At 39.2% G+C, this 15193-nt stretch carries 14 protein-coding genes, 2 tRNA genes and 2 riboswitches; of the genes, 13 read left to right on the top strand and 3 right to left on the bottom strand.

The annotated features are described in order from the left end of the window. The first annotated feature begins 282 nt into the window (after nt 1-282). From K3T81_RS16225 to proC, 8 genes are all read left to right on the top strand, one after another. Nucleotides 283-1185, top strand: coding sequence for a glycine betaine ABC transporter substrate-binding protein (locus tag K3T81_RS16225; protein ID WP_238021046.1), 903 nt, complete (start codon nt 283-285; stop codon nt 1183-1185). Between the two features lie 187 nt (nt 1186-1372). Next, nucleotides 1373-1479: riboswitch (SAM riboswitch) on the top strand. A gap of 104 nt (nt 1480-1583) precedes the next feature. Then, a riboswitch (SAM riboswitch) is annotated at nt 1584-1686 on the top strand. A gap of 81 nt (nt 1687-1767) precedes the next feature. Further along, the gene (locus tag K3T81_RS16220; protein ID WP_161464011.1) at nt 1768-2799 is read left to right on the top strand and encodes a methionine ABC transporter ATP-binding protein; all 1032 of its coding nucleotides are present in this window, start codon (nt 1768-1770) and stop codon (nt 2797-2799) included. Further along, on the top strand, nt 2789-3439 hold the full coding sequence (locus tag K3T81_RS16215) for a methionine ABC transporter permease (protein WP_161464010.1): 651 nt from the start codon (nt 2789-2791) through the stop codon (nt 3437-3439). The genes K3T81_RS16220 and K3T81_RS16215 overlap by 11 nt, the downstream gene beginning before the upstream one ends. A 185-nt stretch (nt 3440-3624) precedes the next feature. After that, entirely contained in the window at nt 3625-4443 is an 819-nt protein-coding gene (locus K3T81_RS16210) for a MetQ/NlpA family ABC transporter substrate-binding protein (RefSeq protein ID WP_036578138.1), read from the top strand. A 50-nt stretch (nt 4444-4493) separates the two neighbouring features. After that, on the top strand, nt 4494-5699 hold the full coding sequence (locus K3T81_RS16205) for a M20 family metallopeptidase (protein ID WP_238021045.1): 1206 nt from the start codon (nt 4494-4496) through the stop codon (nt 5697-5699). Nucleotides 5700-5863: 164 nt separating this feature from the next. Beyond that, a complete protein-coding gene (locus K3T81_RS16200; protein WP_106895342.1) occupies nt 5864-6148 on the top strand; it encodes a hypothetical protein in 285 nt (94 codons plus the stop codon). Between the two features lie 102 nt (nt 6149-6250). Further along, nucleotides 6251-6343 (top strand) — tRNA-Ser (locus tag K3T81_RS16195). Nucleotides 6344-6852: 509 nt separating this feature from the next. Beyond that, nucleotides 6853-7668: a pyrroline-5-carboxylate reductase gene (gene proC, locus K3T81_RS16190; RefSeq protein ID WP_238021044.1), complete on the top strand. Its 816-nt coding sequence runs from the start codon at nt 6853-6855 to the stop codon at nt 7666-7668. A gap of 215 nt (nt 7669-7883) precedes the next feature. On the opposite strand, the gene K3T81_RS16185 is transcribed toward proC, so the two are convergent. Together K3T81_RS16185 and K3T81_RS16180 are read right to left on the bottom strand one after the other, a co-directional pair. After that, complete coding sequence (locus K3T81_RS16185; protein WP_238021043.1) at nt 7884-8567, bottom strand: deoxynucleoside kinase; 684 nt, start codon at nt 8565-8567, stop codon at nt 7884-7886. A gap of 36 nt (nt 8568-8603) precedes the next feature. Beyond that, the gene (locus K3T81_RS16180; protein ID WP_238021042.1) at nt 8604-9248 is read right to left on the bottom strand and encodes a deoxynucleoside kinase; all 645 of its coding nucleotides are present in this window, start codon (nt 9246-9248) and stop codon (nt 8604-8606) included. Between the two features lie 215 nt (nt 9249-9463). Here K3T81_RS16180 and K3T81_RS16175 point away from each other — a divergent pair. Further along, nucleotides 9464-9536, top strand: a tRNA-Arg gene (locus tag K3T81_RS16175). A gap of 250 nt (nt 9537-9786) precedes the next feature. After that, nucleotides 9787-10554, top strand: a complete 768-nt coding sequence (locus tag K3T81_RS16170; RefSeq protein ID WP_238021041.1) for a PAS domain S-box protein — start codon at nt 9787-9789, stop codon at nt 10552-10554. 190 nt (nt 10555-10744) lie between these two features. Here K3T81_RS16170 and K3T81_RS16165 read toward each other — a convergent pair whose 3' ends face one another. After that, nucleotides 10745-10936, bottom strand: coding sequence for a DUF6366 family protein (locus K3T81_RS16165; RefSeq protein WP_238021040.1), 192 nt, complete (start codon nt 10934-10936; stop codon nt 10745-10747). 316 nt (nt 10937-11252) lie between these two features. Between K3T81_RS16165 and K3T81_RS16160 the strand changes: the two genes are divergently transcribed. The 3 genes from K3T81_RS16160 to K3T81_RS16150 all read left to right on the top strand — a co-directional run bounded on the left by K3T81_RS16160 (nt 11253) and on the right by K3T81_RS16150 (nt 15112). Then, a complete protein-coding gene (locus tag K3T81_RS16160; protein WP_106895348.1) occupies nt 11253-12482 on the top strand; it encodes a dicarboxylate/amino acid:cation symporter in 1230 nt (409 codons plus the stop codon). 236 nt (nt 12483-12718) lie between these two features. Then, nucleotides 12719-14434, top strand: coding sequence for an acetate--CoA ligase (acsA, locus tag K3T81_RS16155; protein WP_238021039.1), 1716 nt, complete (start codon nt 12719-12721; stop codon nt 14432-14434). Between the two features lie 162 nt (nt 14435-14596). After that, nucleotides 14597-15112 carry a type 1 glutamine amidotransferase domain-containing protein gene (locus K3T81_RS16150; protein WP_238021038.1) on the top strand — a complete coding sequence of 172 codons (516 nt, stop codon included), beginning with the start codon at nt 14597-14599 and terminating at the stop codon, nt 15110-15112. Nucleotides 15113-15193: the final 81 nt, after the last annotated feature.

Below are 15193 nucleotides of genomic sequence, written 5' to 3'. Positions count from 1 at the left end.
TTTCCCTCGTATCTCTATGATCGATACTCCCTTTATAGCAAAATTGTACAAAAAAGGCGTAAGTCGGAGTAAAACGACGTAATAAAAGCATGTCTCAAAGAAATCTCTGTTAAATTAAAATTTTACAAACTTTTTATACAGAAATAACTGATTATAGACTTTGAATCAATCCTCCAATAGGTATAACATTAAACTTGCATGCTTGCGATCTAACATGCCGGGGATCGTACCATCAAATATATTGAAATTATAGTAGATAAAATGGAGGTTATTTTTTACAACATGATGAATTTCAAAGGAAAAATAGTAGGAATATTTATTGTTTTAATCTTATCTCTTATGATAGCAGGTTGTGGATCAGGTAATGAGGATGCACAAGCAGAAGGAAGTGTTAGTGAAGAATTAGATTATACTATTACTGGTACAGAGCCTGGTGCTGGACAAACTAAGAAGAATGAAGAAGTTTTAGATTCGTACGATAATCTTGCCGGTTGGGAACAGGAATTGTCTTCGGCAGGAGCAATGTTATCCCAATTAAGTAAGGCTATTGATAATAAAGAACCAATTATTTTTAGTGCATGGTCTCCACATTATAAATTTGCCAAGTGGGATTTAAAGTATTTAAAGGATCCCAAAGGTATTCATGGTGATGAGGAAAAGATTACAACGATTGCTAGAAAAGGCCTAAAGGATGAAATGCCTGAAGCTTACACAATTATTGATCGCATACAATTGGAGCTTCCAGATGTAGAAGAAGCATTATTAGAGGCTCAGGAAAAGGAATATGCTGAAGTAGTAAAGGATTGGGCTAAGGAAAATCAAGAAACAGTTGCAGAATGGACGGAAGGTGTAGACTCTGTGGATGGCACTTCTATTGAAATCGCTCTTTTACCTTGGGATGATGCAATTTTTACAGCAAATGTTGCAAAAAATGCATTAGAACAAAAAGGGTTTGATGTGACACTTACCCAAGTTGACCCAGCTATTATGTTTGAGGCTATAGCAACTGGGAGTGCTGATGCATCATTAGCAGTATGGATGCCAGTAACACATGCAGAATTATATAAGCAATATGAAGATGATTTTGATGACTTGGGACCAAACTTAGAGGGAGCCAAAACTGGGTTAGCAGTACCAGCTTATATGGATATTGACTCTCTAGAAGATCTAGAACCAAAGGAATAACTCTTGCATAGAAAGAAGCCTATCTGTTTGTGGTAACTCAAAGGATAGGGTTCTTTATTTTTTAGTAATCTTTTATTTATGCTAAAAAGTAAAAAAATGAAATTGAATAATTTATTAGAAAAAACTGTTGACAGATTGCAAGGCTGGTAGTATTGTAAGTAGCAACAACAAATTAAATATGCATTACTTCTTATTCAGAGAGATGGAGGGACTTGGCCCATTGATATCTCGGCAGCGGACTTTTAATAGTACTGTGCTAAATCCAACAGGCGATGCGAGCCTGAAAAATAAGAAGAGGATGATCGTACATAGCTGATCCCTTCTTATTTTTATAAGAAGGGATTTTTTCGTTTCACACGAAATAACTCTTCTACACGACAAAATTAAATATGCATTACTTCTTATCCAGAGAGGTGGAGGGACTGGCCCATTGATACCTCGGCAACGTGCTTTTAAAGCAACGTGCCAATTCCAACAGACGAAGGTCTGTAAAGATAAGAGGAGGATACTAGTTTATTGCCTCTTCTTAACTTATAAGAAGGGGCTTTTTAATTTGAAACTATAACGAGCAGGAGGAAGTAGATGATTACATTTGATCAGGTTTCAAAAGTATACGGCGAAAAGGCAGAAGGTGTAAAAGCACTGGATAATGTGGATCTCCACATAGAAGAGGGAGAGATATATGGTGTGATTGGGTTTAGTGGTGCTGGAAAAAGCTCCCTCATTCGATGTGTTAATTTACTCGAACAGCCAACATCCGGAACAGTAACCGTAAATGGGCAAAACTTACAAGCACTTTCACCTAAGGAACTACGGGAGGCAAAGCGAAACATAGGGATGATCTTTCAGCATTTTAATTTACTTAATTCGAAAACCGTGTTTACCAATGTCGCAATGCCCTTACTGTTAAGCAAAACTCCAAAAAAGGAAGTAACCAAGCGTGTTTATGAACTACTTGACTTTGTCGGCTTGCGTGACAAGGCTGACAGTTATCCAGATCAACTTTCTGGGGGACAGAAACAGCGAGTTGGGATTGCCCGTTCTCTTGCAACCCAGCCATCCATTCTTTTATGTGATGAGGCAACATCAGCCCTTGATCCAGATACAACAAATGCCATTTTAAAACTTTTAAAGAAAATTAATCAGGAATACAATATCACCATTTTAATTATCACGCACGAAATGGGCGTAATTAGAGAAATTTGCGATAAAGTTGCTGTGCTGGAAGATGGAAAAGTAGTCGAATCTGGTTCTGTATTTGATGTCTTTTCTCAGCCGCAAACGACCACAGCTCATAACTTTGTCAGTACGGTGATGCATGATCAAATCCCAGATTCCGTATATGAGTTAGTAAGAAAACAAGACGCACATAACCAAATTTATCGGATTGTCTTTGTTGGTGAGTCTACTGGAACACCGTTGTTGTCGCAAATTGCAAAGCAATACGAGGTAGAGGTAAATGTTCTGTTTGGTAGTATCACAGAATTACAGGGCGTACCATTTGGAAATCTTATCGTGCAATTTGAAGGGGAAGAAAAAGAGATTAACCGTGTCATTATGCATATTCATCAGCAAAAAGTAAGTGTAAAGGAAGTGTTAGCAGATGTTGGTTGATTGGCAAACAATAACAGAGGCGTTATGGCAAACCATTGTAATGGTAGCAGTCGCCCTATTTTTCTCTATGATTATAGGGTTGGTATTAGGAATTGTCCTTGTTGTAACACGTAAAGGGCACTTATGGGAAAACAAGTATATTTTTACGGTCTTAAATGCAATAGTAAACATATTTCGTTCTATTCCGTTTATCATCTTAATGGTCGCAGTTATTCCATTCACGAGATTAGTTGTTGGAACCTCAATAGGCACCGCCGCAGCTATTGTACCAATGGTGTTATTTGCAGGACCATACATTGCAAGATTAATAGAGAATTCTCTTTTAGAAGTAGATCCAGGTGTGATGGAAGCTGCCCAGTCAATGGGAGCAACACCTTGGCAAATAATTATTCGCTTTCTTATACCAGAAGCTCTTAGTTCCCTCGTGTTAGGGGCAACCATTGCAACAATTGGATTGGTTGGAGCCTCAGCCATGGCAGGAGCAGTTGGTGGTGGCGGATTAGGAGACCTGGCCATTACCTTTGGTTATCAGCGGTTCGACACCATGGTAATGCTAATAACAGTAGGAATACTCGTCGTCATGGTTCAGGGATTACAATCCACCGGAAATATTTTATCCAAAAAAATAAGAAGAAGATAAAATCAAAAGCGACAGCGCCCGTTTAGCGACGTACGGACTGGATTTCTCCAAAGGAGATAAAGGAAATAAAGCGACCAAAGGGAGCTGATATTGACTTATCGCACGGAGGAGAAAGAAGTCACGCTAGTCGCTGGGAGCTGGAGCTAGACGTATACAAAAATCAAAACAAAAGGAGAAGATACAGCATGAAAAAGTTAAGTCTATTATTGTTATTAGTTAGTTTGAGTTTGGTGATTAGTGCTTGTTCTAATGGGGAGGCTGCAACGAAGGTCAAAGTAGGAATTAGTGGATCTGACACAACGATTTGGGATTATGTAGCAGAAAAGGCCAAGGAAGAAGGAATAGAGGTTGAGATTGTTCGCTTTTCTGACTATGTGCAACCGAACCTAGCATTAGCTGAGGGAGAAATCGATGTGAATGCTTTCCAGACTGTTTCATATTTTGACGCCTTTATCGAGGAGCATGACCTTGACCTGACTCCAATTGCAACAACGGTTATCGCGCCAATGGGTCTTTATTCTGAAAAGCATGATTCTGTAGAAGATATCCCTGAAGGTGGAACGATTGCCTTAGCTAAAGAAGCAACGAACATGGGCCGGGGACTTTTACTTCTTGAAGAAGCAGGACTAATTAAATTGGAAGAAGGCTTTGACGGAAATGGCTCTGTCGATAAAATCGTAGAAAACCCGAAAAACCTTAAATTTGAACAGCTTGTAGCGGGTCAGACTCCAAGGGTGTTGCCTGATGTAGACGCCTCACTCATCAATAACGGTATTGCAGTGGACGCAGGATTCAGCCCACTGGATGATTCCATTTACCATGAGGATGAAACAGCTACCCCGTATATTAATATTATCGCCGTACAAGAGAAAGACAAAGATGATGAAACATTAAATAAACTAGCAGAGATTTATCAGTCTGATGACGTAGCAGACTTTATTATTGAAGAACGCGATGGAAACTCCATTCCAACATTTGTACCATTAAGTGAAATTGGTCATTAAAAGAGAGAGTAAGATGTATAAGATAAAAATAAAAAAACGAGGTGGAGAAAATGAGTGTTGTTGCCAAAAGTTTAGAAGAAGTGAAGAAGATCATTGTTGATAATATAGAAGAAAATAAACAGAAATACATTCAAGCAAGTCATGATATTCATGATAACCCGGAAATTGGAAACCAAGAGTACTATGCATCTGGTCGCTTAATTGAGTTGCTTGTAGAGGAAGGGTTTTTAATAGAAAAAGGGGTAGCAGGACATGAAACAGCATTCGTTGCGAAAAAGAAAAGCGAAAAAGAGGGCTTAAGAATTGGCTTTTTAGCAGAATATGATGCCTTACCAGAAATCGGTCATGCGTGTGGGCATAACTTAATTGGTACTACAAGTGCTGCAGCTGCTATTGCACTTAGTAAAGTATTGGACGAAGTAGGAGGAGAACTAGTCGTATTAGGTACCCCAGCAGAAGAAGGCGGCCCAAATGGAAGTGCGAAAGGGAGCTTTGTAAAGGCAGGATTGCTCGAAGATATTGATGCAGCGATTATGATACACCCAGGTGCTGAGACCAATTTAACTGGTCCGAGTCTCGCGGTAGATCCACTTGATTTCGCTTTTCATGGAAAACCAGCACATGCTTCCGCCCATCCAGATAAAGGAATTAATGCTCTAGATGGTGTCATTCAGCTATTTAATGGCATTAATGCATTACGACAGCATCTTCCGTCAGATGTTCGCATTCATGGAATCATTACAGATGGCGGAGATGCACCGAATGTAGTACCAGATTACGCCAAAGCAAGATTTTATATCCGAGCTAGTTCTCGAGAACTTTTAAACGAAGTAACGAAAAAAGTAAAGGGTATTGCAGAAGGAGCAGCATTAGCTACAGGCGCTGATGTGAAAGTGATCGCTTTCCAAAATGAAGTAGATAACTTTGTCGTCAACAAACGATTTGACCAAGTATTTAAAGAAATAGCTGAAGAATTAGGAGAGGTAGTAAATACGGAGGAAAGAAAGGCTTTAGGCTCCACAGACGCAGGAAACGTCAGTCAGGTGGTACCAACCATCCATCCGCACATCAAAATCGGCTCGAGCGATCTAATAGGTCATACAGTAGCATTTCGAGAAGCTGCACGCTCCGAACAGGGCGATGAAGCACTTATTAAAGGAGCGAAGGCGTCAGCATTCACTGCGCTACAGCTTCTGACAAATAGTACGTTGTTTGAGGAGATCAAACAAGAGTTTACAGAGCGGACAGGAAAATAATCTTTAGACAGTTAGAGGGTTTATTACCCTTTAGCTGTCTTCATGTTTCTAAATTAAAGACTAGGGCTGGTAATTGAAGTATAATTTCATAGTCACAAGTATTCGAGAGAAGGTAAGCAATGGTGGATAGTTGTCGATAAAAGCATGAATAGAGGTAACTACCGATGAGAAATATTGTTAGGTTTACTATGTATCAATTTGTCTTGTTTTCTTTACTTTTTGCCATTAACTTCCCCCTTGATAGATTTATTAGTAAACCGTTTACCTATGTTGACTTTCTAGCCACGATTGTCGCTATACTATTGCTTATAATTGGTTATCGTATAGTAAACAAGGTGTATAAAAGGTTTGAAGGTATTAGGTTTCGAACTAAACTATTCATTTCTATTCCAATTGCTCTTGGCTCAATCGTGTTCTTAGCATTGTTGGAGAATCTATTTTTTGGTTAAACTAATTTAGTCTTCTTTCATGTTATTCGACATCTTTAAATTTTTTGTAGAAAAATAATTGACATCTTTTTTTGAGCATGATATATTATATTCTGTTGCCACGGAGGTATACCCAAGTCTGGCTGAAGGGATCGGTCTTGAAAACCGACAGGCGGGTCAAACCGCGCGGGGGTTCGAATCCCTCTACCTCCTCCATTAATTTAAATAGCGCATAAAATTTGGAGATAAAAAAAACCGTTACTTAGTAGCGGTTTTTTTCTTTACACGTTAGGAAAGTATAAAATTTCAGCAAGGAAGCAAAGTCGACGCAGTTGAAATTCTGAGGTTCCAAGTATAAAAAAAAGTACGCATTTGCTAAAGGGCGAGCAAATGCGAGTTTTCTAACATTATATCTTGACTTTTTTGCTTTGAAGACATATAGTAATAAAAATTAATAATAAGACGTTGATCAGACTAGTAGTATATAAGCGCCTGAAAGAGATTGGAATTCACCGGCTGAAAAATTCCATTGGGGACAGCGTATATGAACCTGCCTGAGAGTAGTTAGTAAAAAGCTAACCGCAGTGGAACTGTGTTGACAATAAAAGCTGGGCATAAATATGCCAATATAGGTGGTACCGCGGAAACTCATTCCGTCCTGAGATGATTCAGGATGGAGTGAGTTTTTTTATTAGATGTTTTGAAATAAAAAGGAGGAATAGAAAATGAAGAAGATTGCCTTTATCGGAGCAGGCTCTATGGCAGAATCCATTATTTCTGGGATTGTTCAGGCCAATGTATTGGAAAACGATGATATTATCGTAACGAATAAGAGTAATAAAGAACGAGTAGAACGTCTTGAGGAAAAGTATTTAATTACAAGCATGCAAGATAAAGCGGATGTTGTGAGGGATGCTGATGTTGTGGTTTTAGCAACAAAGCCTTACGATCTAGAGGCAGCAGTAAACTCTATTAAGGAACATATCAAGCAAGATCAGTTGCTTGTTTCTGTGATTGCCGGAATCTCTACAGACTATATCGCCTCCCTTACTGGTCAAGACATTCCAGTCATTCGCGCCATGCCAAACACCTCTGCTTCAATTGGATACTCTGCAACAGCCATTTCGGCGGGTGCGTTTGCGAAAGAAGCACATATTGTAATGGCACAGGAGCTGTTTGATACAATTGGTACGACCGTTATTGTAGAAGAAGAGGATATGCATATTGTGACGGGCATTTCTGGAAGCGGCCCTGCCTACATTTACTATTTGGTAGAAGCAATGGAAAAGGCCGCTATCGACTCTGGGCTTGATCAGGAAATAGCAAAGGCTTTAATTACTCAAACCGTACGTGGAGCAGGTGAAATGTTGAAGCAGTCAGGTGATTCTGCAGAAGTATTACGAGAGAAAATCACTAGTCCAGCAGGAACAACACAGGCAGGTATCGAAGCATTAAAAGAGAATGACTTTGACCGGATTGTAAGGAACTGTGTCGAGAGTGCAAGAGATCGTTCGATAGAGCTTGGTAAAAAGAATGGCTAATGAGCAATAAATGATTAGGGGGAAGGCTGAATGGGAAAAAAGAGTAAAGGATTTAACAAGCAATTTTTCTTTTGGGCTATACTCGCTATTGTTTTGGTTGCCATCTGGATTTTTATTTAACTGTTGAGCCTGCCATCGTCATATAAAACACCCTATGTGAAGAAGCCAGATTGGCACTCTTTTACAATAGGGTGTTTTCAATTAATAGTTTGGTTTTATTTTATAATTTCTCTGGATTTCCAGCGTCTGGACTGCTGAATAAAATGGCCAATTTTTTCAAGGATTGGCTCAATGGAATCTTCTTTTTTCATTAGATCATAATCTGAGATATTAATGCGCAAAATTGGGCAGGCATTAAAGTTATCAATCCAATTGGAATAACGGTTGTACATTTCTTCCCAATATGAATTAGGTGTGCTTTTCTCCATTTCCCTACCACGTTCTTGAATACGGTCCACGACTTCGTCAAATGAACCTTCTAAATAAATAAGTAGATCAGGGTGTGGGAAGTAAGGGGTCATCACCATGGCTTCAAATAGATTTGTATAGGTGTCATAATCCGTTTTTGACATCGTTCCATTTTCGTAATGCATTTTAGCAAATATACCAGTATCCTCATAGATAGAACGATCCTGGATAAAGCCACCGCCGTATTCAAAGATTTTCTTTTGTTCTTTGAAGCGCTCAGCTAGAAAGTAGACTTGTAAATGGAAACTCCAACGCTCAAAGTCTGCATAGAAATTTTCCAAATATGGATTTGTGTCCACTTTTTCAAAGGATGTTTTAAACTGTAATGCATTCGCCAAGGCCTTTGTCATCGTCGATTTCCCGACACCAACTGTACCGGCAATCGTTATAATGCTGTCATTTGGTATAAGGTATTTTTCTCTTAAATTCATTGGTAGTTCCCCTTTTTTCTTATTTACGCTGTTCACCTATCGTCTCATTGCACGGAAGCTCTGCAGTTGTTTATCGACCTGCTCTATAATTCCATCCAAATCATGCTGATGCTTTACAAAATCAACCTTGTCTCCATCAATTCGAATCACGGGGATATCTGGATGAAGTATTTCAAATTCATTCATATAGTCCTCATAGTCCTGTGCAAGTTGTGCAAGATAGGATGCTTTAATGTTCTGTTCAATATCCCGTCCACGCATCCGGATACGTTCGAGAATGGTATCCAAACTCGCATGCAGATAAATCATCATGTTAGGCACAGGCATATCGCGAGTCAAAATATGATATATTTGTTCATATTTCTCAAACTTATCTGGCTGTAAAGTACGCTTTGCAAAGATCATGTTTTTCGATATATGATAATCCGCTACAGCGGCTTTGTCCTGGTTTAAAAACTTTTTCTCGATATCTTCGAGCTGTTTAAATCGATTGCATAAAAAAAACATTTCTGTTTGAAAGCTCCACTCGTCAATATCATCATAGAATTTACCGAGAAAAGGGTTTTCCTCAACAATTTCCTTTAATAAGTGAAAGTCATAATGAACAGAAAGTTTTTTAGCTAGGGATGTCTTTCCAATCCCGATTGGTCCTTCTATTGCGATAAAAGGAACTCCTGACATGGCTATTCCTCCAATCCATATTCCATTGAACAAGATGTATTATATTTTACCACACAACGGTAGCCCATACCATGTGAAAAAAATGTTATGCTTTTCAAATTGCCCTCCATTTTGTATAATGATTTGTACCGTGTAAAACTTAGCGCCCGTTTTAAGGAACGCCGACTAAGAACGCCCCGTCATGGGGAAACATCGGCATGACCCGGGTCCACCGGGCCCTCGTAGCTCAGGGGATAGAGCATCGGTTTCCTAAACCGTGTGTCGCAGGTTCGAATCCTGCCGGGGGCATTACTAGTTTAATGGATACTTAGCTCCCTCTTTCCGTTTTTAATGGAAAGGGGGTTTTTGTGTTTTCTAAACAAGGTAAACCGCATTAAGCAATATAAGCATAGAGAGCCTAGGGCTTAGGAATTTAGTATGTTTCTATTAAATCAGACGCTCTCTAATAATGTCATTAGTAAATATTCTTTGATATAATGAACAGATTCATTATAGTACTTGGCTAAATTTAAAAGCAGTTGTTTTGGGAGGGAATATCATGAGTAACAAAATATCAGAAATCGACTATCTTGAGGTGATAGAGTACTCTTTGGATCCTCTTATCATCCATACTGATTATCAAATTATGTACATAAATCGAGCGGCAGCAGAACTTTTCGGTGCCACTAAAAATGAGATTATCGGGTCTAGTCCGTTAGACATATTCAAAGAGACTTCAAAGGACTCGATTAGAAATAGAATACAATCTGCCTATGGGCGCCCGGCAGATGTTATTGAGGAAACTGTTTATAGAAATAACGGAACGACAGTGGAGGTTGAACTATATTGTCACCCTATAGTAGTCGAGGGTAAAAGAGCTATACAAACATATGTAAGAGACATTACAGAACGAAAAAAAGCTGATCAGAGGCAAATAGAAATGACGGCACAAGTAAATGAATTATCTGCAACCCTTGTACCATTACTTAACGGATTAGCAATTCTCCCATTAGCAGGCAGTTTTGATGACCAAAGAGCAAGACAGCTAGTAGATATTGTACCATCAAAGGTTCAAGATCAAAATATAAGTTCTTTAATTATTGATTTCTCTGGTATCTATAATCTTGATAATGTGGTGGCAGATCAACTTTTTAAAATAAACAAGGTACTATCTCTGCTTGGCGTGCAAACCATTATCACAGGGCTACGACCTGAGTTAGCCATGTTAGCAACAAATCTTAATCTAAATTTGGCCTCTATTCCAGTAATGACTACAGTAAAGGATGCACTTTCATACTTGGGTATAGAGTTTAAGAATAATAATTAATTCTTTTTGAAGAGAATTAATTCATAAAGATATTCCTACTTAGAACACTAATTTGGTTAAATCTCCATTCCTTGCTCTCTATGAGTATTCAAGATGGAGATTTCGCTTTGTTGTGGACAGGTATGTTTATCTTCTTTTCTTTTAAAAGCACGTAATAGATCATCTCTTTTAACATAAGATAATGAAGGTATTAATTAACAAATATCGCTACGACGAAAAAGCCAATTATCATCAGGATGATGAGGAGTAAAGTCCCCTTCCAGCCTAGAGCACCAACTAAATCTGAAAGAACACTTCCATGAATACTGCTAGAAGGTCTCTTTAATTCTTCCTGTCTTATTCTTTCTCTCCTTCTTTCAGGAGTTTCCTTATCATCACTCATTCCCATCCCCCCCTCTTATTATCTAATAATTCTAACATATACAAGTGCCTTCTTTGCATAAAGTTATTCCGGGCATTTTAATTTCACCCACCAATTCGTTACATTTTCGTTACGAAATATGGGGTTATATTACCATTTTCGATTGAATAAAAATATGATAAAATAACATATACTGGTAGTCTATGCTTTATACAATAGGTTCAATCCTGCACATGTATTCCAAATCTATTTTTATCATTTCTAGCAATCTCCCACACAGACCTAAACATTCCAAGTTATACAACAAAAGAATAAAACATAGAAAGGAATTAAGGCTATGAGTCTAACAAAAAAAATTATTATTGCGCTTATTCTCGGTGTTATTACGGGAATTGGTCTAAGCTTTGCACCATCATCTCTATATGGTCCACTAGATACTTACTTATTAGGCCCTGTAGGTCAAATATTTTTAAACTTAATTATGATGATTGTCGTTCCAATTGTATTTGTGTCCATTGTACTAGGTACTGCTGGTCTTGGTGATCCGGCAAAGTTAGGGAAAATTGGTATACAGACAATTCTTTTCTATATGGTTACAACAGCTATCGCCTTAATTATTGGGCTTGGTATCGCCTATATTCTGGAGCCAGGAAAAGCTGGGACGTTCGATACGAGTAATGTAGAGTACGAGTCTCAGGAAGCACCACCAATTATGGATACATTGGTTAACATTATCCCTCAGAACCCAATAGAAGCGATGACCTCAGGGAATATGCTGCAGATTATCGCATTTGCTATCTTCATCGGGGTGGCACTTGCAGTATTGGGTGAGAAAACAATTGGAATCTATCGTCTGTTTGAACAGGCTAACGATCTATTAATCTTTCTTGTTAATGCGATTATGAAACTAGCTCCATATGGGGCGTTTGCTCTTATTGCTTCTGCCATTGGGGATGCGGGACTGAATGCTCTTGGGCCAATGGTCATGTATATGGTCGCTGTAATTCTCGCACTCATACTGCATGGCGCAATTACCTACAGTCTTGCTATTTGGGGGATTGGAAAGGGAAGTCCGTTGAAATTTTATAAAGGATTTTTCCCTGCGATGTCTCTTGGTTTTAGTACATCCAGCTCCAGTGCAACCCTACCTGTTGCCATGAAGACTGCTCAGGAAAACCTAGGTGTTAGAAAATCTGTCAGTAGCTTTGTCCAGCCATTAGGTGCAACAATAAACATGGATGGCACGGCGATTATGCAGGCAGTAGCTACAGTGTTTATCGCACAGGTTTACGCAACATCGCTTGGTGTAAGTGATATTGTAATGATCATCTTAACAGCAACACTGGCAAGCATCGGTACAGCTGGTGTGCCGGGCGTTGGGCTTGTCATGTTAGCGATGGTTTTAAACCAAGTCAACCTTCCTGTAGAAGGGATTGCTCTCATAATTGGAGTTGATCGTCTACTTGATATGTTACGGACATCGCTTAATATTACAGGTGATGCAGCGTGTGCCTACATTATTTCCGAGAATGAACGAAGAAAAGAAGAAAAGGCTAATCTTACCTGACGAAAGAAGCATCTATCGCAATCGCGATAGATGCTTTTTTTACAAAGAGTGCTGCTATATTATCTTGCTTATACACAAGTTTCTCCTTCTTCTGGACTAATTCTCGTATTCTTATATCTAATCACTTTAAAATTTTTTCCATATAGTCTAAAATAGGATTAGTTACCTAAATCTTTGAACAATTCGGATCGTTAAAATGCAATCGTTTACAAAAAACAGAATGCTGAGGTGATTGGATGGATATGCAGAAAGTACCGTCAAGAGAAGGGGATCACAATTTAAAAGATTACAAGCAGGTGAAAGAAAATTTTTCTTGGGATAAGGTAAAAGAGAACTTTTCCTGGAATGAAACGGGTAAGGTCAATGCAGCTTATGAAGCCATTGATCGTCATGCGGAGAACCCAGAAAAGAAAAACAAGACCGCTCTTTTATATTCTGCTCCGGGCAGGGAGGAGAAGTTAACCTTTCAAGATTTACGTAATCAAAGTAACCGTTTTGCAAATGTCCTGAAAAAACATGATGTTAATAAAGGAGACCGCGTCTTTCTCTTTATGCCGCGTAGTCCTGAATTTTATGCTGCTTTCTTCGGTATTTTGAAGGTTGGTGCAATAGCAGGACCTTTATTTGAAGCATTTATGGAGCAAGCTGTTCGGGATAGACTACAAGATAGTGAAGCGAGGGTATTGATTACGACGCCTGATTTATTGGAACGTGTTCCACAGGATGATTTACCGAGCTTGGAAAAAATTGTGCTTGTAGGCAATGGTAAAGAAAGCTCTTCTGTATTTGTTGACTACGAGGCAGAAATGAAGCAAGCATCTGACGAATTTTCAATTGAGTGGGTAGATTTAGAGGATGGCATGCTATTGCATTACACCTCCGGATCAACTGGTAAGCCAAAAGGGGTCTACCATGTGCATAATGCCATGATTCAACATTACGCTACGGCAGAATGGGTGCTTGATCTGAAGCAGGATGATATATACTGGTGTACGGCTGACCCTGGTTGGGTTACAGGCACAAGCTATGGCATCTTTGCACCATGGCTACATGGCGTTACCAATGTTATTAGGGGAGGGAGATTTTCCCCAGAGGATTGGTATGGAACAATTCAAAATCATGAAGTGAGTGTCTGGTATACTGCCCCAACAGCTCTGCGCATGCTTGTGAGTGCAGGAGCAGAGGTAGCCAATAAGTTTGCTTTATCCTCGCTGCGTCATATTTTAAGTGTGGGTGAACCGCTAAACCCTGAAGTTGTTACATGGGGGCTCAAGGCATTTGACCTGCGGATTCACGACACATGGTGGATGACAGAGACGGGTGCCATGTTGGTTGCCAATATTCCATCAGAGGAAATCCGACCAGGGTCGATGGGTAAACCTGTACCAGGAATTGAAGCTTCCATTGTCGATAACGAAGGGAATGAGCTCCCACCAAAACAAATGGGCAACCTTGCGATTAAACAAGGATGGCCATCTATGATGCGGGCAATTTGGAATAACCAAAGCAAGTATGAAAGCTATTTTATAAATGGGTGGTATGTTTCCGGGGATAGTGCGTATAAGGATGAGGACGGCTATTTCTGGTTCCAAGGTCGCTTGGATGATGTGATTAATACCTCGGGTGAACGCGTTGGACCATTCGAAGTAGAAAGCAAGCTCATTGAACATGAGGCGATTGCGGAAGCAGGCGTAATAGGGAAACCAGATCCTGAACGTGGAGAGATAATTAAAGCCTTTATCACGTTGAACAATGGCTATACGGAGTCGGACGAATTGCTTGAAGACATTCGTAAATTTGTAAAAAATGGGCTAAGTGCCCATGCTGCACCAAGAGAAATAGAAGTGAAGGATGCTATCCCTAAAACGAGAAGCGGTAAAATTATGCGTCGACTTCTGAAGTCTTGGGAACTGGGTCTTCCAACAGGGGACACATCAACCTTAGAAGAATAATCTATTTAAAGATAGCTTTTAAAAGGCATCTTTGCAGAAAAGACCGCGAAGCAGTAACGTTTCGTGGTCTTTTCAATTTTTCCTAGAAGGACTAGGATGTTTTATTTTCTGGAAAGTGGGAACACTTATTTATGTAATACTACTAAAAGGAGCGGATATTTCATGGGTAAAAAAATCGCAACAGTGATTACAAACATGTTTGAGGATGTAGAATATACAGATCCAGCTAAAGCATTTAAAGATGCTGGCCATGAAGTGGTTACCATTGAAAAAGAAAAAGGCGCAAAAGTAACAGGAAAGAATAATAAAGAAAGCTTAAGCGTTGATTATGGTATTGATGATGTAAACCCAAGTGATTTCGATGCGTTATTCATTCCAGGTGGTTTTTCACCAGACCAATTACGTGCAGATGATCGCTTTGTGAAGTTTGCGAAGCATTTTATGGATGAAAAGAAACCAGTATTTGCAATCTGTCATGGTCCGCAGTTGCTTATTACAGCGAAGACTTTAGAGGGACGTAAAGCGACAGGCTTTAAATCCATTCAAGTTGATATGGAATATGCTGGCGCAACAGTAGTTGACGAAGAAGTAGTAGTTTGCCAAAATCAGCTTGTAACAAGCCGTCAGCCTGATGATATCCCGGCATTTAACCGTGAATCCCTAAATCTTTTAAAATAAGGTAATGGGATATTAGAAACGACGTACTAATTTAGCGTTACAGAAAAGACGCTGAATTGGGTTTAAAAACTTCTAAATATA

The organism is Oceanobacillus jordanicus (assembly GCF_022095695.1).
In the GTDB taxonomy this organism is placed as follows: Bacteria; Bacillota; Bacilli; order Bacillales; family Amphibacillaceae; genus Oceanobacillus_B; species Oceanobacillus_B jordanicus.
Note: the sequence above shows the minus strand (reverse complement) of the source record. Positions and strands in the feature narration are given on the sequence as shown.